The following is a 22,286-nucleotide window of genomic DNA, read 5'->3' as shown; positions in this document are numbered from 1 at the left end:
CGATAATCGGCACTTAAAAACTCACTCTTATGAAAGTAGAAAAAAACAAGATAGTATTTGCAGCGGTATTGGCCGTGATTTTCATATTCCTTATTTCCTATTCGGGAATGGTAATGGGCGATGATGAAAGTGAAACTGAAAATCTTAAGCAGACCTTAGTGCCAGATTTGGAAGAAGACCAAAAAGAGTACGATTCCAAACTGGATGCGATTAACGATTTGAAAAAAGTACGTGAAAACAATGCGCCCAGCATCTATGATGAAAAGTTGATTGATTCCTTGGGATTTTACGACCCAGATCTTCCGGAACGCGAAAAAGAGCGTATCGTAGATAGCATCTATGAAGCGGGTAAGATTCAATATTCAGAAAAGCGATACCAAAATTTGGGACAGAGAAGAACAGTTCGCCAAGTGGCATCAACAATCGATTCTGCTGAAGTAAAAAGGGAACAAAAAATCCAAGCGAAAGAACTGGGCCTGGAACATCAACTGTTCTTCGCTGCTGCGCCTAAACCCAATGAGGTATCCATCATCGGCAATACAGATGAAACAATTTACGTGGTGGTAGATGGCGACCAAGTAGTAAAAGCGAATACCAGATTGCGAATGCGCCTGACCAAAACTGCTACAATCAACGGTAAAGAAATGCCTAAGAACACACCCATTTTCGGTTTTATAAGTTTTCAGCCTAATCGAGCTTTAATTGAAATTGAAAACATAAAGCACCATCCTACAAAACTTAAAGCTTTTGATTTATCTGATGGCAGCGAAGGTATCTACGTACAGAACAATTTTCGGGCAGAAGCCACTACTGAAGTGTTGGACGATATTATTGGCGATATCAACATACCTACAGTTCCGCAAGTTGGTGGTGTAACCAAAGTGCTAAGACGTAGTAACCGAAACGTGAAAGTTACGGTATTGAACAATTACAGATTAATTCTAAAACCTAAATTATGAGAACATTTATCCTAATATTGGCGGTGTTGATTTCCGCTTTCGCACCTCGACTTTGCTCGGCACAGGCTACAGAACAACAGCAACCCATACCACTCGACACCATTTATGCCAACGACACCAAAAACGTTGCGCTATTCTTCCCAGAACCCATACGGCAAGGCATAACCGGTTCAGATAATTTTATATTTACCTACAACCGTGAAAAAGAACAGTATTTTGGACTGCTTCAGGCAAAGCCTGGGAAGGAAAGTAATTTGCTGGTAATCAACAGAAATGGTTCAATTTTTTCGTATATTGTAAGGTATAAAAAACAGCTTTCTAAGCTCAATTATTTCATTCCGCTATCCAATAGTATCGGTAATGAAAAACCGATTGTAAAGGATTCGGTTCTTGTTGAATCTTCTGAAGAACTTGTAGATAACAGCACTTATTATTACCAAAAATTCTGCTCATATCTTCTCAATAGAAAACAGCGCATAGGGCGCATCAAGAAACGAAGCGAAGGTATTATCTTGAATGTAGAGAATATTGTTTTTGATAAAGATGAGCTCTATTTTGTTATCGAGATTGAAAATAATTCTACGTTGGATTACGATTTGAATTTCTTGAACCTTTCGATTGAAACTCGGCAAAAAGGGAAAAGGAAATCGTTGCAACGACTCTATAAAGAACCGATATACAAACATAATCTACCGTCTAAAATCAAGGAAAGTGAAACGGTACGATTTGTTTATGTGATGCCTAAAATTTCATTGTCCAACGACCGCAGAGCAATTTTGGAATTGAATGAAAAAGATGGCGAACGTAATATAGAAATGAAATTATCGCATAGATATATCAATAACCCAAATTAATACTATTATGAAAAGATTAGTCATTTGCTCGCTCGTACTTTTGTTCATTTCTTGTTCAGAAAGCACAACAAAATCCCCTTCTGAAACTGCCAAAGTTGTTGCGTCAAGCTTTTTTTCAAAAGATGAATCAGCCTTAAAAAAGCACACCACTTCTGAAGGCTATGCCAGTTTGATTACCGTACAGAATATGATGCCAGATTCTGATAAAGATATCAAGGTAGAAATTTTAGACGAAGCTATTGATGGCGAACTTGCCTGGGTAAAATACAGCACTACCTACGATGGAAAAACAGGCATTTTTAAACTGACTAAGGAAAACGGTCAATGGAAAGTTACCAGTAAAGGACCAAGAGAAAAAGGGCCTTTTTAAAAGACTTTTTTTAAGTTTCATCAAGATTGATTTCCCAATAACCTCTTGTATCTCCTTGACGCGTTAAAAAGCCTTTATTTTTGATAGCTGTAATATGCTTACCAACAGCAGATTCATTAATACCCAAAGCTTCAGCTATTTCGTTATAAGTTATGGAAGGATTAGTAGCAATAAGTTTAAGAACTTCTTTTTGTCTTTTAGTTAGAACTTCAATTGTATCAATTACACCACCTATTGCACCACCTATTACACCACCTTTTTGACCACCCATTGCACCACCTATTTGACCACCTTCTTCAACAGCAGTTTCTTTAGCGTTAAAAGTCATTCTAAGGAAGTTGTCCGAAAAGCCAAAACTCTCTTTGCCATAGTGTTCCAAAATACGAGGGATGCCAGAACCCAACTGTTCCACAAGTTCCAAATCCTTAAAAATCCGCATCAGTTCTTTATTCCGTGGAACTGAAAAGCCCTCGAAAAATTCCTGTTTGCTCAATCCTTCCGGAAGACCGCCTGCCGATGTAATTTCAATTCTATCCGCAAAGATTTCAAACTTTGGGGTAATTTCATTGGTATAATCGTTATGCACAAAGGCATTGATAATGGCTTCGCGCAATGCGATGGGATTCCAAAGGTTGGCTTGCTGTCTTTCTTTGGCCGTTATTTTTGTGTTGGTTCGGTTCTCGACAGCAATTTTATCTATCACTTGCTTAGTGGCCTTGACCAAACATTCGTGACCATACTCGTTGCTTTCTATCAAGTCTGTTCGGGTTTTGCCTGAATACTTGGCCACTTTAATAGAAGTGTTATTCTTATCTGCCAAAAGATAGCCGGCATAATTGAATGCACCATCTTCAGTCAATAGTTCCAAGTTCTTTGCAAAAGCTTTACCAAGGGTATGTCCCGATTCTTCGTAGTAGATTTTCAACTGACTAAAACTTAAATCCTGACGACCCGCTTTAATTTTGCTGATGGAATTTCGGGTACGTTTAGCAAACAGCTCGTCTATCATTTTTTGCGGCATCGGTTCAGCTGCTGAACCCAAACGAATAAAACAACCTCTTTCACTCATCCCGTATTTTTTAAGATGATATGGTTTTTCTGGACCGCTGGCCATTATTATTTTCAGAATGTTCTTGCCGTCCCTTTCCTCACTCACAATATCGAACAGACCAAGGGCGGAAGGGCGAATGTTGTTTTTTAACCTATCCTTAATCTTTAACTGGTCGCCATCAGCATCTGCCAATCCGTAAGTATTTCCATCCTTATCGATGCCGATATGAATAATGCCACCTTCACGGTAGTTCAAGAAAGCAATGACCTCTTTTTCGAGTCCATCGGACAATTCTCGTTTATATTCTATGCGATTTGTTTCGGTCATTGTTTAAAAAGGTAAATCGTCTTTATCATCCTCAATCTCAGTTATTGGTTCTTCGGTTGATTCTATCGTTTCTTGCTGCACCTCTGATTGTTCATTTTCTACCAAGTCATCTTCATCAAAGATATCAGAAATTTTGTTCAACATATCTTCGAGATTTTTTGTTTCATCTTCTGAAAGATTTCCAAAATCAGTATCGTCAATAGTATTATTTTCAAAAAGTTGTCTAATCATTTCCGTATAGGTAAACTCAACAGGAATAGTTCCTTGTTGTATTTTGACAGTTATATCATTATTTTCTTCTTTATTAAATATCAACTTCATTATTCGCTAAATTTTTTGAGGTTATACTTTTTTACTCTTTTTTTAATTGATGATTTGCCACCGTCGGTAATCTTGGCAATAAGGTCAACAACACTTGTTCCTTCAATTTCGCCTTCTAGTGGACTGGACTTAATAATCAGTTTATTATTGTCGTTTCTGCAAAGAATTATATTTTGCGCATCAGCAAGCATTGGTATTGTTGCATTGTGAGAAACTAAGATTATTTGTTTTTTACTTTTTATTTTTTTGACAGCAGTAACTAAACCATTATTTATATAATCTGTTGCCAAATTATCTTCTGGTTGGTCAATAATTATTGGTGCACTATCCTTATCATATCCCAAAATTATATCAAGAATTACAGACGTTTTCCATCCAGGACTAAGTTTATCAAATTCACGACCGTCATTAGTGATTATTTTATATTTCTTTTTATTTAGCTCTTCAAAACTATTATATATCCTATTTTCAAAATCATCGTAATCGTGAACTTTTGGTTTTTGTTTTTTAAAATTGCTTTCATATAATAGTTCTGGTGTGATGTTTTCAAAGCTAATTATCTTGCTTTTTAAAAAGTGATTAACCACCTCTATAAATTTGTCCGTACTTAGGATAAAATCATTCTCAATGTACAATTTGTGCCCCATAGATTCTATTTCTTCTGAATCGAAATTGAGCGTGTAGCTTGAAATAGAATTTATAGTCCTATAAAATTTTCTATATGCTCTGACATACTTTTTTAAAGACTCTAAAAGCTTATTGAAGCTTTGCCTTTTAGTTTGCTCTTCAGAGTTTGAATGTCTTAAGACCTGATTATATGATTCTTGCTCGCTTTCAAGTAGATTTCTAACCTGCTTTTCTTTATTTGAAATATTCAAAACATCTGTTAGCTCAGTCTTGAGTTTATCTACCAAGTCAGAATCGTGAGTAATAAAAGGATATTTTGATAAAAAATCATCAATGGTTTCTAAGGAATTTACATATTCGTCATAAACACCTTTTGAAAACCTTAATTTTTCATTTTCTAATTCACTCGATTGAAGGTTATCATAAATGTTAGTTTCTAAATTCTCTCTGGTTATCAATCTTGAAAGAACCGGAATAGTTTGCAAAGTCTGACTTTCCTCTTCAAGAACTTTGACGCTGCTAATCAATGAAAGTATGTTTTTTTTAAATTCTCGCAACCCATTATTAATACTTGTTTTGATGTCTTCGTCCCCTGGAAAAGCTCTTTTAATAATGTCAATATTTTCAATCTTATCTTCGCTAATATTGTTGACTACTCCCATAATATAATTTTGAGAGAGATAGTGAGGTTTCATTCCTGATGGATTGACAATAGTAAATTTATCTACACCATATTGTTGGTATATTGAACCTTCGGTATTTTTATTTAAGCATCTTACTATTGAATCGACAAGCAAAGTTTTTCCACTCGAAGAACCTCCAATTATTACATTTAATCCCGAAGTTAATTCAATATCTATTTCAATGTTCTCTTGTTTATGAGATACAGACTGAATATTCTCTGAATAAAATTTCGGTTTTGTTGCTGAGTAAATTAATCTTGATTGTTCGGATAGTGACAATCTTAATCCATTAAAAGTAGGTTCTGCCAACATCCAAGTTGGGTTAAATGGGTTTTTATCTTTCCCATTTGGATATGTTGTTGGTGTATAATTATCACTACAAGTTATTAGGTTCACAAACTCGTTTATACCAAGTCTCTTAAAATAATCCTGCGTTTTCTCTAATCCTTTATCGCCTCTTGCTGTAAATCCTTCAAAATGATTGTAATAAACGTTTCTTTCTAAAGTGCTATCTAACCTTGTGTCTTTAGGAATAGATGTGTTAAATGTAGCGTGAGATTGTCCGCCGTGTGGTAACAACATAAATTCATAAGAATCGAATTTGTTGATTATTTCTTGGATGGTTGGTATTGTTGGGTCTTTTTTTTCTACCTCTTTTTTAGGGTATAATTCATTCAGTTTATAGTTAACATCATCGAGAATATCTTCTGTGATTTCTTTGAGGTCGAAATAAATATGACAATGATATGCTGGGCAATTATCATAATTTCTAATATGTAATTCTACCCCAAGAATTATGTTTAAATCTAAACCTACCGCTTTTAAATAAGCACTTTTGTTAACCATATTATGGTCAGTAAGTGATATTAAAAATTCAGAATTCCCGTTAAATTCGTGAATTTTATTTACTAATAAATCAATATCATAATCTTCATTTACTTGATTAGGATTCGCAGAAGTATGTATATGTGTATCTAAATAAATTGGGTTCAAAACTATTTTTTTTGGTTAAAGTCTGATTGTCAAAATTTTGACAAAATATAATTTTAAAGTATAGTTCTAAGAGCTGTTTTGAAATTTTCACTACTGCTCGATGAGGATTCAAAAATTTTGACAAGCTTAGACCAATAATCTGCTGACACATTATCTTTTATACCTTCACAAATTAAATAGGCCAGCTGCTCTTCAAAATCTGTCCATTTTTCACTAATAATAATTTCTGTTCTTGGTGAATTAAGGTCTAAATCCCTTTCCCCACAAATATCTACAACTAGGATCAAAGGAAATGGCCAACTCAATTTTACTTGATTGTTTTTCATACGCCAAGATTCAGGAAATAGACTTGTTGGCACTTCTATTCCGTGCAGCGATAGTCGTGATTTTGATTTTGTTAAAACACTCGTAGAGTTATCGGTTCTTATATCTCCGTCATCACTTATTGTGATTGATTTGGAACTTTCATCTATTGAATTAACGCCTATTTTAAGCTCTCTCTCTAGTGTGAAAATTTCTCCCTCAACTTCTACATCTCTAGAATTAAGTTCCAGATGTTTAACTGGCTTATCGTGACTTTCTAAAATTGCTACGGTAGCAGAGCCTAGAATTCCAATATCCTCTCGATTAATTTTGATTTCAATAAACTTAATGTTCTCATTTTCTTTCCAAGAATAATCCTTTAGTGTATAAGAGGTCATTTCTTTAAAACTATCTATATTTCTAGTTTTATTATGTGAGGTTGTTTCAATCCTGATATCAAAAGGTGGATTTGGAATTACACTTTCGACATTCTTTATAAACTTTGCCTCTGTCATATCTTCCCAAGGGTTTTTATTCTTTCTTAAAATTAGCTTGGTGGTAGTTCCTGGCTTCTCCCGTTTTCCTTCTTTAATCCAGAAAACACTCTCTTGACCTTCTACTGTTATGTTATAAGGGTCGCTTGACCTATGAGGACCATAAACCTTTCTGGTATCTACAATTAATACATCAGAAATCATAAAACAGGATAAAATGCCTATACCAAATCTGGAAGTTGGGTAAAATTCTGCATTCGATTCTGCTTTAAGGTTATAGAAGTCTTTAGATTTATAAAAAGAAGACCCGATTTTTGAGTAATAATTATCGATTATATACTCATCCATACCCGTGCCATTATCAATTACTTCCAAGACATTTTCGCCATTTTCAGTATAGTATTTAACTAAAATCTCTGGCTCATAAGGGTTTCCCCATTTAGTTTCTTGTGCTTTTCGTAAAAGGCAAGCATCTATAGAATTTTGTAACAATTCACGTAATGCTACTTCTGGATTTCCATAGAGTTTGGTTCCCATCAAAAGCTCAATGACCTGCGTTTTGCTGAGACTGAATTTGGTGTCTTTATAAATATATACTGGATTGTTTTTTATATCGGTTTTTGTTTTGATTTTCTCTCTATCTACCTTCAGAGGTAGTTTAATATTTAAATCCCTCTCTTGGGCAAAATGGAATTCGTTAAGCGTAGATATTATGTTATTTGCCAAACTGAGTTCGTGGTCAATCATTGAACAGAACTTGTGAATTGAAGCTTCTATTACCGGATGAGAACACTTTGCACTAAATTGTATTAAATCTGGACCGATTTCCCACGCTTCAACAGCCCTATGCTTATTCCATTCATTTACGGATATTGGATTTCTGACGTAAAGATGAGAGTACAATATTTTTGGTGTTCTTTTTCCGTCAAAGTCCAATATATCTGCTAACCTCAAAATGACACCTACCAATGGCAAACAGGCATATATTCCAGGTCCACAAAGCAGATTTTTATCAAGGTCTAAGAGTTTCAAAGCATCTTCATTGTGACTATAGCAAATCTGTGCCAGCTCTACTGTAAGGTCTATATCACGAAACTTAATTTGATTTGTCCAGTCTTTCTCAATTATATTTCTTGCTCTGTCAGCGTGTGTTTGTCTTATATGTTCGGTTATCAAATAAGATTTTATAAGTTCTGCTTGAGACAAATTACCTTTCAAAGTCAGCTCTATAAGCTTTTGCCCATCTTCGGGACGAGAGTTATAAAACCTCTTAAAATCATCGTAGTAAACTTGCCCTTCAACATCAAGGTCAGGTTCGGAATCCCATATCTTTTTCCAAGCTAAAACTTCTTTTTCATCTGGTGCCATACCGATATCGTGAAAGAAAGCACTACCTATAAGTAACAGTAATTCTGGTGGCGAAAGCTTCTCAATCTTCTCTTTTGGAATTAGCCTTTCCATTATATGAAGTACACGAAATAAATGGTCTCCATCGTGTAAAGTGAACTCGCCCATATGACGCAATATGGTTTTAGTTCGTTGGAAAGCATAGGATGTCATTTTTTCGACGAGGGCAATAACGTCGTTATCCTTATCACTACATTTATTTTTTAGAGTATTATATAGCAAGCTCTTTTTGAGCCTCAAAAGAAACTCATCTTTGTAATCATCAATCATTATTTTTCAATAGTATTATCATTTTAACATTGGCTTAATATATCATTATCTCTCCTTATATTTATGAATTTTGTTTAAAGATTTTAACATTTTAGGATGATTAATTAAATATCGACCGCACCTCTTCATAAACCCTCTCAAAATTAGTTGCCAAATCCTCTTGAGTAAATTGCTTCGTTTGTTTCGGTAACGCTCTATGAATATTAGCCAATTTAAACTGTACCTTCTTATCCCTACCATCTGCATAAGTGATAAATTCGCCCTGCTTCAAACGGAAAAACACATCTGCCCTAATTTTTGGAATTTCCTTTTCTCCAGTAGTAATTCGCGTATCAAAATCTAAATTATGACCACGGCTAATACTCTTTGTTGGGTCTTTAATAATCTCAAAAAAGCGTTCATAATATTTGGCGGTGTCTGGGTCATTTACCTTTCCGAAAAACTGATAGGATAGGTTGCTCAAAATAGCTTTGCTTGCTTTGTCGCCATACATCATATCGTTTTGGATTTTGTCCTGCATTACATAGATGGTTGCGATATCATAACTTCTTAAAGTTGCTGGGATACGGTGCATATTCAACAGGCGAATCGTTGGTGCTTCTTCCATCAACAGGAATGACGGTTTGGAATTTCTTACACTCATTTGTTTGGTAATGGTATGAATGATGGTGGCAATTACAGGCGAATAAGATGTTTCATATTTAGGGTTGTTCACAACCGATATGATTGCAGGATTTTCCTCGCTGTTTATATTTAAAGGTACTTCATCTGCGGACAATGCCATAAAAATACGCTGTGTACTAATTCGTTTTAGCGCATTCGCCAGAGTACTTTTTACACCAGCTGTCTGTCTATCAGAATCCTTACCGCTAATAAATGCATCTGCCATCGCTCTCGATGTGGTGTTGGTTTCCAAAAACTGGATTAGGCTATCGGTATCGAGCATTTGGTAAATGGCTATTAAATGTGGTAACGTACAGTATTTGGGATAGTCGGTTTTGAGCTTCCAAATCAATCCACCTATCAAACCTTCAGCGGCATCGTTAAAGAATTTTGTTGTTCCTGTAGTTCCACCTTCCCTTTGCTCTAAAAGATTTTCAATCAGTACCCGTGACACCTCATTTACGCTTTCCTCGTTCTCTAAATAGCGTGGCGCAATGGGATTTACCCTATGGATTATTTTATCGAAGGAAATGACCTTAAACGGAATATCGCTATCCTTAAAAAGCGGATACGCCATTTCGGTCAGTTCAAAATCCTTGTAGTCGTGAATGATTCCACAGAAGCGCTCTTTCCGGAAATGTTTTAAAAAGCCATACACCACACTTTCGGTTTTTCCACTTCCGGCAGATCCGATGATGGATGCGCCACGTTTAATATTATCTAATTTGAAATTTCCCTTTGTGGTTGCAAATTTGACTTGGTACTTGCTATCGCCATTCTGTACGGTTTCAGTTTTATGCAGAAAGACATACATTCCTATATTAATTAGCATTAGCGGACAGACCAAATACAGCAATATCAATACTAATTCATTCCCTTGAGTTAAATAGAAAACCAAGCACGAAAGCATCGTAAAATTCAAGAAAAGTGCATACTTGCTCACTCGAAACATCGCATAAAAAACCATACTGGCCACACCAATAATTGAAAGTATCGTTATGAGATTGTCTATTTCCATACCCTAAATTCCTATTGAACTTGATTTGATGGCCACTTCAGCACCACGTCTTAACCTTTTAAAAACCCGAAGCGCAATTTGTGCTTGACTAACTGGAATACTTGGAACAATTGGCAAGCCACTTTTGGCAATCATTTTGAAAGCCAAAGCTTTTTCATTGGCTGGTAATTTCATCAAGGCAGCGAAATAGAGATTCGGGTTCTTTACAAAATCCTTTCTTGCTTTGTAGGTCTCGGCAAAGTTGCGTTTGTAGCCAAAAGTTTTGTCAAACGTTTTTTCCGCTTTCGCGAAAAAGGCATCCCTATCAAAACCACGCTTTACCTTTTTGCCGTGCATTTCAACTTCGGAAGCTTTATGTTTACTTCCTGGGGAAAGACTTATTGAATTGGAAGCATCCTTTCTGCTCACGATGATATGGATATGACTTTGGTTTCCATCTTTCGCCATTCCCTGGACAATTCGTTTTCCATTTTGTTGATGTGGTGCTTGGCGTTCCAATTTGGCAATTTCCTTTTTCATCCTTTTAATATTCCCTTCAGCTCGTCCTTCTTGAATGTTTCTGATTTCGGTTTTCAGCTGAAGAATTTTTGTAGCAAAAGGTTGGTTTTCTTTAATCTGAAAATCTGTTCCCTTGAATGTTCTATGGTGTTCAATTTTCGCATAGTATTTTATATCATCGATGGTTATAGGTCGCCCGTTTATTTCCCGATTGAAACTGGCAACATAATCTTTCATCAGCTCGCGGGTGTAGGTTTTTAAATCTTGACTACTGTTCTGAAGTTTTCGCAATTCATATTTTGAAGGACTAACCGTGATAGAATAAAACTTGGGTTCTTTCTTTTTCAATTTTGCGGTGTTTCCATCGATTTCTTTGACCACTTCTTCTGCGGAAATTTCATCGCCATATTGGTTGAAAAAATGTTCCATTTCGTGCTGTTCCAAACCTTGATTTTCCTTTTCCAAATAGCCTACAAAATCTGCTGAACTTTGTGAATAATTAGTACCCAATTTTTGAGGTGTGATTGTGATGTACATAGTTCAAATATTTAGAGTTGGTTGCTTTGATTTTTCTTTTCTCGAAAGCGGACTTCCTTCTTTTCTTCGGCATATTTCTTTTCTACAATCAGCGGTTTTTTGGTTGGCTCTTCCGTTTCAAAAAGGGATTGAATCATAGCCACCGTAGGTTTGGTTTGTGTCTTTTCTACGTCTCGCATTATGGCAATAACCGCATTGATTCTTTTGAGTAATTTAGCCTCAATGGTACGTCCAGTTGGTCCTAATTTTTCCTTTGGCGATATTTCGTTGTAGAAGAAAAAATCGAGCATCGTGGACATCGCCTCGGTGTGCGATTTGAAGTACGTGCGTGAGAACGTTTGGAAACGTTTTGCGGTTTCCTTTTTAAATCTAATTCCAGTAAATGAGTCCATATTTCGCCGATTTGTCGCAAAATCTTCCCTAAAAATGGGCGTTTCCAGCCCGTTTGTCGCAAATTGTTGATTGTAAGGAAATTATAAATTATTCAAGTCGCTGGTAATCAGCTATTTGAAAACGAAAAGGAATACGAAACATCGCGCAGCGTGTTACCCTCTTGCTATTCCTTTTCGTCACGCGCAAGCGTGACAAAAATCCATACAATCCGGCTAAAAAGCCGATTGCCATTTTCAGGGAAAATGATTTTCCGATATGTTATTTTTCGATGTGTAAGGTTATCGGCGAAAGTCGAAAAGTGGATAACCCTACGTAATTTTGAATGCTGAATTTCAGCAAAATAAAGATACGTTTTTTTCTTGACTTGGATTTGTTTCAAAATAAAAACACCCCTGAAATTTCAGAGGTGTTCCACATATAATCTTAATGTGTCAGATATTGAAAACATAATCGTAGGTGTATAGATTTTTAATCATTTCTTCATCTATTAACTTTTCATAATCTGCACCAGTTTCGTCAACATATTTTTGAATAGATTCCCCAAAAATATGTGTAACGTGTTCTCTCGAAACCTGTAAGAGTTCCTCTTGTTTTTCCTCGCTCAAATCTTGAAATTTAATGTAAATCATAACTTCAAAATTTTAGTATTCGCTTGGTAACATCAGCGTATCATTTACAAAAAATAACCGCAGTTCATCCAGTGGAAAATCGGTTGCCCTGTAACCGTGTTTTTCCAAAATATTGTCGTTGCCATCGCTGTAAATTATTTCGGCTTCGTAACCCAAAAAATCTTGTTTTTCTTTGGGTAATCTTTTGAAGTCGATTGTGATAAATTCGCTTCGGTTCATCAGACTTTTTGCGATTACTGACGTGTCCGTAATGAGCCAAAAACATTCTGCTACTTCCGATAAATATTTCAATCCGTCCGTAAAACGGGTTCGCAATAATGGGATTTGATAGAACATTTCCGTTCCCGTAAAATATTGCAATCGCTCTTTTATTTCGTTAACTTGTGCTTTCATTGTACATATATTTAATGTGTGAATAATGAAAAAGAGGGCGCAACTTATCAGAGGAACGCCCTCTTTATTTTAAAGATTACTTGTCGCTCTTGCTTCCAAGTAATAGGATTTCATCGGCTACAACTTCCGTTACATAGCGTTGGTTGCCATCATCGGTGGTATAGGTTCGGGTCTTTAGTTTCCCTGTAATTCCAACCTCTTTGCCTTTTTCGACAAATTTCTCAACGATTTCAGCCGTCTTGCCCCAAGCCACTACGGTATGCCAGTTGGTGTCCGTTTGCTTTTCGCCTTTGCTGTCTTTGTAATACTCGTTTGTAGCGAGTGAGAAGCGGGCTACTTTTTTACCGCTTTCAAGGTTCGTAATGGTTGGCTCTTGTCCAACGTTTCCAATCAATTGTACGTGATTTCTAATGGTACTCATAATAAAATATTTAAGTGATTTATATTTCCCCTATTGATTTAAAACAGATTAAATTTTAAGGGGTGTTTGTTCTTTTCTTCTGTGCATCGCACAATGGATAGAGTGGGTTTTGTCAAGACTTTTAGGGTAAAATCAGGTGTGTTTGCGACGTAGTAAATTCCTTGGAATTTCAAGGAAGTAGAAACCTTATTTTTCACTAAAACTTGTACAGTCTTGACAAGTTCCATAAGGGCATTAGCAATTCTTTTAAACGCAGTTGCGTTTGAGCGTACCGACAGTTAAGCGAGATAAGTAGCTGTGTTTACATTAGAATTGGTTATGTCGTGCCTGTTTTTCGACGCCCCGAAAAACAAAAAAGGCTTTATCCATTATAAACCCCTTAAAATGTGTAAGACAGCGGTTTGGTTTTTAAGGATTTCGAGTGAGGGCTCAAGAAGACCACACCGAAAATCCTGTCAAGAAAATCAAGCCGATGACTTTCCGATTAAAAAAGCGGACTTAATTCACAATTTTGGCTCGGGAATGTAGTGTTCCTTCCCAGAGCATCGGGAAGGGTTAGCGGAATGGAAAGCTGAAATTGGGGATTGTGTCCAAGACCTTTGTAGTGAAGCTCTTTGCCCGAAGAGTAGTGGTTGACTGCTTTTTCAGCAGGCGAGCGTGGAATGTAGGGGAATGTGCTGAGTGGTTAATAAATTATCCTTTTAAAACAAGCTGGGTTTTTTAAGAGAAGTAATAATAAGTAGATGAAAAAACCCTTTTATCTACAGTATCTGTTTCTCTGTTTCATTCAACTCGTTTTTTCATCATATTCGCATAGTTCGTAAACAACGCATTCTTGGCACTTTGGTTTTCGCGAAATACAAATATTACCACCGTGCTGAATCAGCCATTCGTGAGCGTGCTTTTTATACTCTTTCGGTGTAATATCGTTGATTATATCTGCCGTTTCTTTACTACTCTTAGTTTCTACTATGCCCAAACGGTTTAAAAGGCGATGTACGTGAGTGTCAACAGCTATTGTCTCTCCACCGAAATTGAAGTTCATAAGTATGTCAGCTGTTTTGCGTCCAACTCCTTGAAGAGACATCAATTCTTTTTTGGTTTTTGGCACCTCGCCATCAAATTCCTCGATTACCTGTCTACATAATTCTTTTAAATGTTTTGTTTTTTTATTGTAATGAGCAACCGGTCTTATCATTTCGGTTAGTTCTTCATCTGTCAAAGCGATGATTTGTTCTGGTGTGGTAGCTTCTTCATAAAGCGCGTTACAGGCTCTAACTACTCGCTTTGTATGTGTCATTGCCGATAGCATTACCGAAACAAGGCTTTTGAAATCCGTACTGTTCAATCCATTATTATCCCATTCGTTGTCGGTTTCAGCAAATACATTATATTCATCACTTAATATTTCATAAATTTTTTCAAGATTCTTTTTTGCCATTGCCCGTTTAGTTGTTCTGATTAAGTAACAGATTGATATGGTGGTTTATTTGCTCAATTTGTTTGGCCTCTGTAGTTTTTGAAGTGATATCATTTATAATTTCTTCTTGTTCATCTTTGTTTAATGATTTGAACGAACCCTTTACGCCGGCATCTTCAAAACATTTGAGAATTTCCGAATTGTTATTGATTCTGTCGTGTGTATGCAGGTATAATGTTACCGTAACTTTATCACCACCACTTTTACCGATTGCATTTCTGATTTCTTCGTTTATTGAAATCATTTTATCTTCTTCCTTCCTTGGTGCCAAATTCATTTCTTTCAACTCGTAATCATCAAGCAAACCAGAAACCTTTAGCGAACCCCAAGTTCCATCTATATCGGCTGTATTTGGTATGACAATATGGTATGTCCAAGCTCCATTCCCTTTTTTATAGACTAATTCAAGCTCTTGATTATCGACAATTTTCTTCATTCTGTTATTTATTTGTAATTTTTTGGTATTACAGAAAACGCGTTACAAAGTATAAAAATAATATTATCCTTTTTCCTTTTTAAGGAATACGCAACGTATTTTCTTTTTGGAAAATTATAAAGCGGACTTAATACATAATTTTGGCTCTGGAATGTAGTGTTCCTTCCCAGTCCCGATAGCTATCGGGACGGGAAGGGTTAGCGGAATGGAAAGCTAAAATTGGGAATTGTGTCCAAGACGTATGTAATGAAGCTCTTTTCCCGAAGTGAAGTGGTTGCCTGCTTTTTCAGCAGGCGAGCGTGGAATGTAGGGGAATGTGCTGAGTGGATTGGAAGTAACAGTTTGTTATATATTTAGACATCCAGTTTGAGGTACTGGACAAACCTTTATTTAATTTATGCCATAGCATAGACTTCATCAAACAGCTTTTTATCCAACCGTTCTTGTTGGCCAAAGCTTTTCTTCAAAACATTATGAAGTACTGAATTAAACGCATTGTATCCCAACCAGAGATTTGGTTCTTCATTGAGCAACAAGGCTTCGTAGTTCAATATTTTGATAACCTCGCGAGATTTTTTCGATGGGTCGCTGTTCTTGTCGCTGCATTCATACCTGAATAGTTTCGTTTTGTCGAGAATCGCCTTTACAAATTCTTTTGTATCGATGATTTTAAATTCTTTCATCTTGTCGAATTTCTTGGTAATGGTGTAGAATTCATTATCCAGAAATTTATCGAATAGTTTGTTCAGCCTTGGCATAATTAAATGTGTATTATTCTTGCTATGCTTTATAGAAAACTCAATTTCAGCCTGTGAAACGTGCAGACCATTTGAACATACTTCCCTGTAAAACCCAAAGTGTCCAGAGGTCTTTTCACTTCCGTCATAGGAATTTTTGAACCGAAGCATCGGTAGTATCAAGTCCTTATCGTTCTTGACGGTAAACTGGCTTTTATCATCGATAATAAAGTCGGTAATAAACGACCTATCATTTTTGTTGATGGTGCGTTTGTGGAAGTTCAGCTGTGCATCGGTCAGCATTTCTTCAGCTTTCTTGAAGAACAGTTGGTTCGGAATATGGCCGTAGCTGTTCGATACCACGTTGACGATTTTACCATTTGAGATTATGGCATTTTCAAGCCCTCTTCGGGATTCCATCTGGGTCAGACTTTTTAAGGATTTCATTTCTGATGGAACAAAGATTTCATCCTGTTGTAAATTTTTTAAATACATAATATTTGATTTTTAATTAGACATTATAGAGGCCAATTTTAGAGATTGACCTCAGTTTTATGTTTTTGAATTAAACATCACAGAAAAAATGATTTTTCCTTGAATGTTGATGTCTCAGTAAAGAATTTTCTAAGGACAATCTTATTCCGCCCTTTCTTCGCTCGGTAAGTTCTAAGTATGTTCAACAGCGCTTTCATTGCTGCAATTGGCTGATATAGTACGTCGTCTATTACCAATAAGCAGAAAGGCAAAATTTCAATTTCTTCTCGGCCATCTTCCTTGTAATAGTATCCGCAGTCAAGACAGAGATGACTACTATACATTGCGTCATTGTCGATTAACGCTTCCGAGGATTTGCAGTTTTTACATTTCATAATTTTGATTTTTAATTAAACATTTTCTAACAATACTTTGTAATGGCTGGGATGCTTGTCCCTGTAATACGCCATATGACTTTCAGCACTATCAATGCTGTAATTTTCACTACTTTGTTGATAATGTATTTCAGCTTCTTGTAGCGAAATTTTAGGATTTTCGGATGTTCGTTTCATAATGAAATTTTTTGATTAAACAATATTTGAGCAGTACCCAAACGGAAGATAAAATCTCAGCTCAAAAGGAAACGGAATAAATAAGCGTAGGATGACGTGTGGGCTTTATGCCGTAGTCTTTTGATGGGTGTATTTTACGAGTTTACCTTTGCGCTAACTATTGATTGATAACCCCTTCCTTATGAACCCATCTTTCAAAACACTATCATAAAAAGAAAAAGGGCCAGCACGAATGCTGACCCTTCTTCAAACAACAAAAGCTACTCGTTGAGTTCCTGAATTTGTTTTTCAAGAACCGTGATGCGCTCTTTCAAACGTGCTTCACGCTTGTCTCTCTTCTCGTCATATTCCTTTTCTATGCCGGCAATCTTGGATTTGTAATATCCTTGCATTGCATTGTAGAATGAAATGTTCGTCAGATTATTGACGTGATTGCTTTCGCCAAAATGAACTTGCTTTGAGAGCATATACCGTATCAACTTGTGGAAAATTTCCTTTTTGAACTTCTTCTTGAAATTCTCTACCATTTCAACTTTGGTCATCTTTGAAGTTTCCCCTAAGAACTTTGAAAAGTACTTTTGTTGACTCATATAGTCCACATTGTTCTCAAATAGCGATATTGAGAATGCAACCATTTCATCTGTTGAAAGTGTCTTCTTCGTATCGATGTATTTTGTCTCACGAATCATCTGCACAACTTCTTCAAACTGCTTGTTGTTTTCGATTTGCTTCTTCCGGATTTCCCTTTCGTTGATTTTAACGATTTGTTCTTCGGGTGTACAATCTGCCATTTTTCTGTTGGTCAATGGTGCCGAATATTCCGTAGAATCGTTCTTTGATTTTTCAACAATCTTTACAAAGACCTCTTTATTCCTGTAAGTTTCAGGATGGAACAAAACGCCATTGACGAATCCATTTTCTTTCGCTGAATTGAATTTTTCCAATGCTTCTTTGTAATTTTGCAACGCTTTTTCAAATTCGGCTTTTAATTCATCTTCAGAATAGTCATAATGTTGGTATTCTTTCTTAATTGCCTCTATTGTAGGTTCAATTGGATTTTCTATAATTTCAGCATCATCCAGTAAATAGACTTTCAATCCGTTCTTTTCCAACTGGGAAATGATTAATTGATTGTTTTTGTCATCCGCCCAATACTTCCTTATTTCGGGAATCATCAAAATATTCTCTTTCTTCGATTTCTCAATGAGGTTCAAGAACGACTTGTTCTTCTTGGTCTCATAACAAGCTGCTTTTGTACAGACCATTTGACCTTCGCCGAACAGATTGCCTTGATTGGCCGCATTGAACGGACATTCTACACAAGACCCAGCTTTTGGGACTAATTTTTTGTCCGCTACATCAAAGGATGCTTTTTCCAAATCATAGGTCTGGTCTTTAATCATCCTGTTTATCTGATGTGCATTAAAATCTTCGCCCATCGTTTCTAACATCATCAGCTGTTCTTCCGGTTCAAATAGCGCAACACCAACACCTAAGGAAATCGTCATTTCGCCATTGCGGACAAAGTGCTTAAAACCGTCAATCAATCCAGCCAGTTTAAGTCGCTGTCTGATAAAGTTATCCGTTCTTCCCAATCGCTTTGCAATTTCAGTAGGTGCGTATTTCTCGCTTAGGTAAGCAATCGCCTCGGCTTCTTCGGTAGGCTCGACATCCTGTCTTTGCAGATTCTCGATAATCTGAACTTCAAGAACATCATTGTTTTTATAAGTCCTCACGATACAGGGTATGGTCTTCTTTCCAGCCAAATTACTTGCACGATATCGGCGTTCGCCCATCACGATGACATAATGGTCATTTAGTTGCCTTACCGTGATTGGTTGCAACACACCGTGCTTTTCGATACTCTCAGATAGCTGCTTTAACGCATCTTCGTTAAACGTCTTTCTCGGCTGTTCTGGGTCAGGCTTGATTTTACCCAACGGTAAGTTCTGAATTTGAAGTGCTTTGGATTTCTTTCCATTTACTTCTTTCTTGGCAGTAGATTTCGCTCTACTGCGCTTCTTTGTGGTACTCGCTTTTGTTGTCATAATACTCAAATTTTTGATTAAACAATATTTGAGCAGAAACCAAACGGAAGATAAAATCTTGGCTCAAAAGGAAACGGAATAAATGAGTATTGGAAGAAGCGTTGGCTTTATGCCGTAGTCTTTTGATGGAAGTATTTTACGAGTTTACCTTGCGTGTATATTGTATGATAATAAACCCCTCTAACGAAGAACAGAGGTTGAGATAACCTAAAATTTATTAATCCTCAATACAGAAGATAGTATTTGGTATCAAATGAAAGGATATAGTATTAAAGTCAATTCGGCTCTAAAAAAAGACAAAATGTTGTACCTATGTTGTACCCAAGGTCAAAAATCGTGAAGAAAACCCATTTTTTTTAAATGAAAAAGCCGAAGATTTCTCTTCGGCTTTTGTGCGGATGACAGGAATCGAACCTGCACACCTCGCGGCATCAGATCCTAAGTCTGACGTGTCTACCAGTTCCACCACATCCGCATTTTAAATATTTTAACACTTTTTCTTAGGTTAAATCCTAAGTCTAGCGTGTCTACCAATTCCACCACGCCTGCATACTATTTTTAACGTACTTAGGACTCCCGTTAAAAACTTGCATCCTTATCTCTAAAAATGCGAGTGCAAATATAGGAAAGATTTTGAATATGAAAATCATTTTTGAAATAAATTTTAATGCTTTGTACCTATAATTTTTAGCAGTCTCCTATTCAGCAACCTTCGAGACCTTTTTAAGCTTTGTAGATTTGTTAGGAAATCATTCCTTAGCCATTCTGTATTTTTGCAATCAAGCACATAAAACATATGAAAGACATAAAAACTTACGTAGATAAACATCAAAAACGTTTTCTCGACGAACTTATAGCACTTCTCAAAATCCCTTCTATTAGCGCTGATAAAGCCTATAAAAAGGAGGTGTTCAACACTGCAGAAGCAGTCGCAGAACGCCTTAAAGAAGCGGGTTGTGACCTTGTAGAAATTTGTGAAACTCCCGGTTATCCCATTGTTTATGGGGAGCTATTTAAAGATAAAAACCTACCTACCGTCTTGGTTTACGGGCATTATGACGTGCAACCGCCAGATCCATTAGACTTGTGGGACAGCGCTCCTTTTGAACCCGTAATCAAAAAAACAGAGCTGCATCCCGATGGAGCTATTTTTGCACGTGGCGCCTGTGATGACAAAGGCCAGATGTATATGCACCTCAAGGCTTTAGAATATATGACGCAAAACGACGACCTGCCGTGTAACATTAAGTTTATGATCGAAGGCGAAGAAGAAGTAGGTAGCGAAAACCTGGGTTGGTTTATTACCCGCAATCAGGAAAAGCTAGCCAACGACGTGATCTTGATCTCAGACACCGGAATGATCGCTAAAGATACCCCAAGCATCACCACCGGTCTACGCGGACTCAGTTATGTTGAGGTTGAAGTTACCGGTCCTAACCGCGATTTACATAGCGGACTTTATGGCGGTGCGGTGGCAAATCCGATTAACATTTTGACCAAAATGATCGCGTCACTTCACGACGAGAACAACCACATCACCATTCCCGGATTTTACGATAAGGTTGAAGAACTAAGCGCCGAAGAGCGTGCAAAAATGGCTGAAGCTCCTTTTTCACTAGAAAACTATCAGAAGGCGCTCGATATTGATTCGGTTTATGGGGAAGCCGGCTACTCCACCAATGAACGTAACAGTATTAGACCTACGCTCGATGTAAATGGTATTTGGGGTGGCTATATTGGCGAAGGTGCAAAAACCGTGATCGCCAGTAAAGCCTATGCAAAAATAAGTATGCGCCTGGTTCCCGATCAAGACTGGAAAGAAATCACCGAGCTTTTCAAAAAGCATTTTGAGAGCATTGCGCCAAAAGGCGTGCGTGTAAAGGTTAAACCACATCACGGCGGACAAGCCTACGTAACCCCGATAGACAGTTTAGGCTATCAGGCTGCAGAAAAAGCGTATGAAAAAACCTTTGGCAAAACCCCTATCCCACAACGTAGCGGCGGGAGCATCCCGATTGTATCGTTGTTTGAACGCGAACTCAATAGCAAAACCATTTTAATGGGCTTTGGTCTGGATAGCGATGCGATTCACTCGCCTAACGAGCATTTTGGTGTATGGAATTTCTTTAAAGGCATTGAAACGATTCCGCATTTTTACCACGAGTTTACCAAGCTTAAAATGGCAGAGAAGTAAACTACAGATTTGGGCGTGACCCCGCTTTTTCGCGGGGTCGGGCTTTTGGCAGTCGCTTTTTGCAAAAAAGCAAAAGAGCTCCAACAATGCCTCAATCCCTCACGCAAGGTTTCGGTAATCAGTGTCGGTTTTCAATTTTCGGCACTCAGATCTTTTATACCTTGACTTGAAATAAAAATGGATCTCGACTGCGCTCGATCTGACATTGAATAACTGTAATACATCAGATTTCTAAACTAAAAAACCCGTATAATGTACGGGTTTTTTAATTTTCAATTTTGAACCTTGAATTCTAAATCCTAATCTGTGCATATTTCGCCTGAATAAACATAAACACGGCATAAGCAACAAGACCGAGTGCTACGATTCCCATTACAGCAGCACCAAAATTATCTTGTAAAAAATCAAAAGCAGCCACTTTTCCGCCGGCATCTGCGCCATTACCTAAGGCTACTTTGAAAAATAAAAATGCTAAAATTCCGGAAACAATTCCTCTTGAAGTAAATCCGATTTTCCCGGCACGAACTAAAGCTTTACGCTCTTTTTGACTAAGACTGCTTTCTTTAACGTCTTCTCTAAATTTACCCGAGTAGGCTTTGTAAATTTGAAAAAGTGCTTTTCCTAAAAGACAAAGCGCCACAAAACCGATTACATAAGCTCCGTAAGGTTTAGACATCAAGGTGGAAACTGCAGAATTACCACCAGACCCAGAACTACCGGAAACAATCATTTTGGTCGCTGTAAAGCCTAGAGCTCCATAGAAAATTCCACTTACGATAAAACCGGAGCGCTTTACAAAACCTTTGGCCTCACTCCAAGAAGCTCCGGGACCATTGACCGCCTCATAAATACGATAGAACGCATAGCCAAATAAACCAATCGCCAAAGCGCCTAACAAAACCTGACCAAAAGGTTGCCCCGCAAGAAATTGTAATGCATTATCACTGCCACTTTTAGAACCGCCTAAATTAAACGCGGCCATTGCAGTTAAAACACCTATTAGTGCATACACCGCTCCCTTTGCTACCATCCCTGCGCGGGCAAGTTTTTCTTTTTTATTATTCATCGATTTGGAAATTAGTTAGTTACAGCCAAACTATTGATTGTCGTCAATATCTGCTCCCAACCCGATGT

20 protein-coding genes and 1 tRNA gene are annotated in these 22,286 nt (G+C 37.0%); 4 read left to right on the top strand and 17 right to left on the bottom strand.

All coding sequences use genetic code 11. From position 1 onward, the window contains the following. Positions 1-29 precede the first annotated feature (29 nt). Genes traM through LDL79_RS09700 form a run of 3 tightly spaced genes read left to right on the top strand, consistent with a single transcriptional unit; the run spans position 30 to position 2,183 of the window. Positions 30-959, top strand: coding sequence for a conjugative transposon protein TraM (gene traM / locus LDL79_RS09710; protein ID WP_225597568.1), 930 nt, complete (start codon positions 30-32; stop codon positions 957-959). Further along, complete coding sequence (locus tag LDL79_RS09705) at positions 956-1,813, top strand: DUF4138 domain-containing protein (RefSeq protein WP_225597567.1); 858 nt, start codon at positions 956-958, stop codon at positions 1,811-1,813. The genes traM and LDL79_RS09705 overlap by 4 nt, the downstream gene beginning before the upstream one ends. Positions 1,814-1,820: 7 nt before the next feature. After that, positions 1,821-2,183: a hypothetical protein gene (locus LDL79_RS09700; protein WP_225597566.1), complete on the top strand. Its 363-nt coding sequence runs from the start codon at positions 1,821-1,823 to the stop codon at positions 2,181-2,183. 10 nt (positions 2,184-2,193) lie between these two features. Here LDL79_RS09700 and LDL79_RS09695 read toward each other — a convergent pair whose 3' ends face one another. The 16 genes from LDL79_RS09695 to LDL79_RS09620 all read right to left on the bottom strand — a co-directional run bounded on the left by LDL79_RS09695 (position 2,194) and on the right by LDL79_RS09620 (position 19,433). Continuing rightward, positions 2,194-3,561 (bottom strand): RNA-binding domain-containing protein, encoded by a 1,368-nt coding sequence (locus LDL79_RS09695; RefSeq protein ID WP_225597565.1) that lies wholly within the window; start codon positions 3,559-3,561, stop codon positions 2,194-2,196. 3 nt (positions 3,562-3,564) lie between these two features. After that, positions 3,565-3,882 (bottom strand): hypothetical protein, encoded by a 318-nt coding sequence (locus LDL79_RS09690; RefSeq protein ID WP_225597564.1) that lies wholly within the window; start codon positions 3,880-3,882, stop codon positions 3,565-3,567. Next, complete coding sequence (locus LDL79_RS09685; RefSeq protein ID WP_225597563.1) at positions 3,882-6,185, bottom strand: ATPase; 2,304 nt, start codon at positions 6,183-6,185, stop codon at positions 3,882-3,884. The genes LDL79_RS09690 and LDL79_RS09685 overlap by 1 nt, the downstream gene beginning before the upstream one ends. Before the next feature lie 53 nt (positions 6,186-6,238). Further along, on the bottom strand, positions 6,239-8,659 hold the full coding sequence (locus LDL79_RS09680; RefSeq protein WP_225597562.1) for an HD domain-containing protein: 2,421 nt from the start codon (positions 8,657-8,659) through the stop codon (positions 6,239-6,241). Positions 8,660-8,759: 100 nt separating this feature from the next. Further along, the gene (locus LDL79_RS09675; protein WP_225597561.1) at positions 8,760-10,340 is read right to left on the bottom strand and encodes a type IV secretory system conjugative DNA transfer family protein; all 1,581 of its coding nucleotides are present in this window, start codon (positions 10,338-10,340) and stop codon (positions 8,760-8,762) included. 3 nt (positions 10,341-10,343) lie between these two features. Beyond that, positions 10,344-11,375, bottom strand: coding sequence for a MobB family relaxase (gene mobB, locus LDL79_RS09670; RefSeq protein WP_225597560.1), 1,032 nt, complete (start codon positions 11,373-11,375; stop codon positions 10,344-10,346). 11 nt (positions 11,376-11,386) lie between these two features. Beyond that, the gene (locus LDL79_RS09665) at positions 11,387-11,767 is read right to left on the bottom strand and encodes a BfmA/BtgA family mobilization protein (RefSeq protein ID WP_133671624.1); all 381 of its coding nucleotides are present in this window, start codon (positions 11,765-11,767) and stop codon (positions 11,387-11,389) included. Positions 11,768-12,199: 432 nt separating this feature from the next. Beyond that, positions 12,200-12,397, bottom strand: a complete 198-nt coding sequence (locus tag LDL79_RS09660) for a hypothetical protein (protein ID WP_116772143.1) — start codon at positions 12,395-12,397, stop codon at positions 12,200-12,202. A gap of 12 nt (positions 12,398-12,409) precedes the next feature. Then, positions 12,410-12,790 (bottom strand): DUF6876 family protein, encoded by a 381-nt coding sequence (locus LDL79_RS09655; RefSeq protein WP_133671623.1) that lies wholly within the window; start codon positions 12,788-12,790, stop codon positions 12,410-12,412. Between the two features lie 76 nt (positions 12,791-12,866). Continuing rightward, positions 12,867-13,211: a single-stranded DNA-binding protein gene (locus LDL79_RS09650; protein WP_089369785.1), complete on the bottom strand. Its 345-nt coding sequence runs from the start codon at positions 13,209-13,211 to the stop codon at positions 12,867-12,869. Positions 13,212-13,998: 787 nt separating this feature from the next. Continuing rightward, positions 13,999-14,652 (bottom strand): endonuclease III domain-containing protein, encoded by a 654-nt coding sequence (locus tag LDL79_RS09645; RefSeq protein ID WP_225597559.1) that lies wholly within the window; start codon positions 14,650-14,652, stop codon positions 13,999-14,001. 7 nt (positions 14,653-14,659) lie between these two features. Then, positions 14,660-15,127 (bottom strand): DUF1905 domain-containing protein, encoded by a 468-nt coding sequence (locus tag LDL79_RS09640; RefSeq protein ID WP_225597558.1) that lies wholly within the window; start codon positions 15,125-15,127, stop codon positions 14,660-14,662. Between the two features lie 395 nt (positions 15,128-15,522). Further along, complete coding sequence (locus tag LDL79_RS09635; protein ID WP_225597557.1) at positions 15,523-16,359, bottom strand: DUF932 domain-containing protein; 837 nt, start codon at positions 16,357-16,359, stop codon at positions 15,523-15,525. 389 nt (positions 16,360-16,748) lie between these two features. Beyond that, positions 16,749-16,910, bottom strand: coding sequence for a hypothetical protein (locus LDL79_RS09630; protein ID WP_225597556.1), 162 nt, complete (start codon positions 16,908-16,910; stop codon positions 16,749-16,751). 260 nt (positions 16,911-17,170) lie between these two features. Next, on the bottom strand, positions 17,171-18,958 hold the full coding sequence (locus LDL79_RS09625; protein ID WP_225597555.1) for a ParB/RepB/Spo0J family partition protein: 1,788 nt from the start codon (positions 18,956-18,958) through the stop codon (positions 17,171-17,173). 393 nt (positions 18,959-19,351) lie between these two features. Further along, positions 19,352-19,433 (bottom strand) — tRNA-Leu (locus LDL79_RS09620). 321 nt (positions 19,434-19,754) lie between these two features. Here LDL79_RS09620 and LDL79_RS09615 point away from each other — a divergent pair. Continuing rightward, positions 19,755-21,152, top strand: a complete 1,398-nt coding sequence (locus LDL79_RS09615) for a dipeptidase (protein ID WP_225597554.1) — start codon at positions 19,755-19,757, stop codon at positions 21,150-21,152. Positions 21,153-21,444: 292 nt separating this feature from the next. Here LDL79_RS09615 and LDL79_RS09610 read toward each other — a convergent pair whose 3' ends face one another. Next, entirely contained in the window at positions 21,445-22,218 is a 774-nt protein-coding gene (locus LDL79_RS09610; RefSeq protein ID WP_225597553.1) for a DUF1206 domain-containing protein, read from the bottom strand. Positions 22,219-22,286 lie beyond the last annotated feature (68 nt).

This window comes from Leeuwenhoekiella palythoae, assembly GCF_020310025.1.
GTDB lineage: Bacteria > Bacteroidota > Bacteroidia > Flavobacteriales > Flavobacteriaceae > Leeuwenhoekiella > Leeuwenhoekiella palythoae.
Note: the sequence above shows the minus strand (reverse complement) of the source record. Positions and strands in the feature narration are given on the sequence as shown.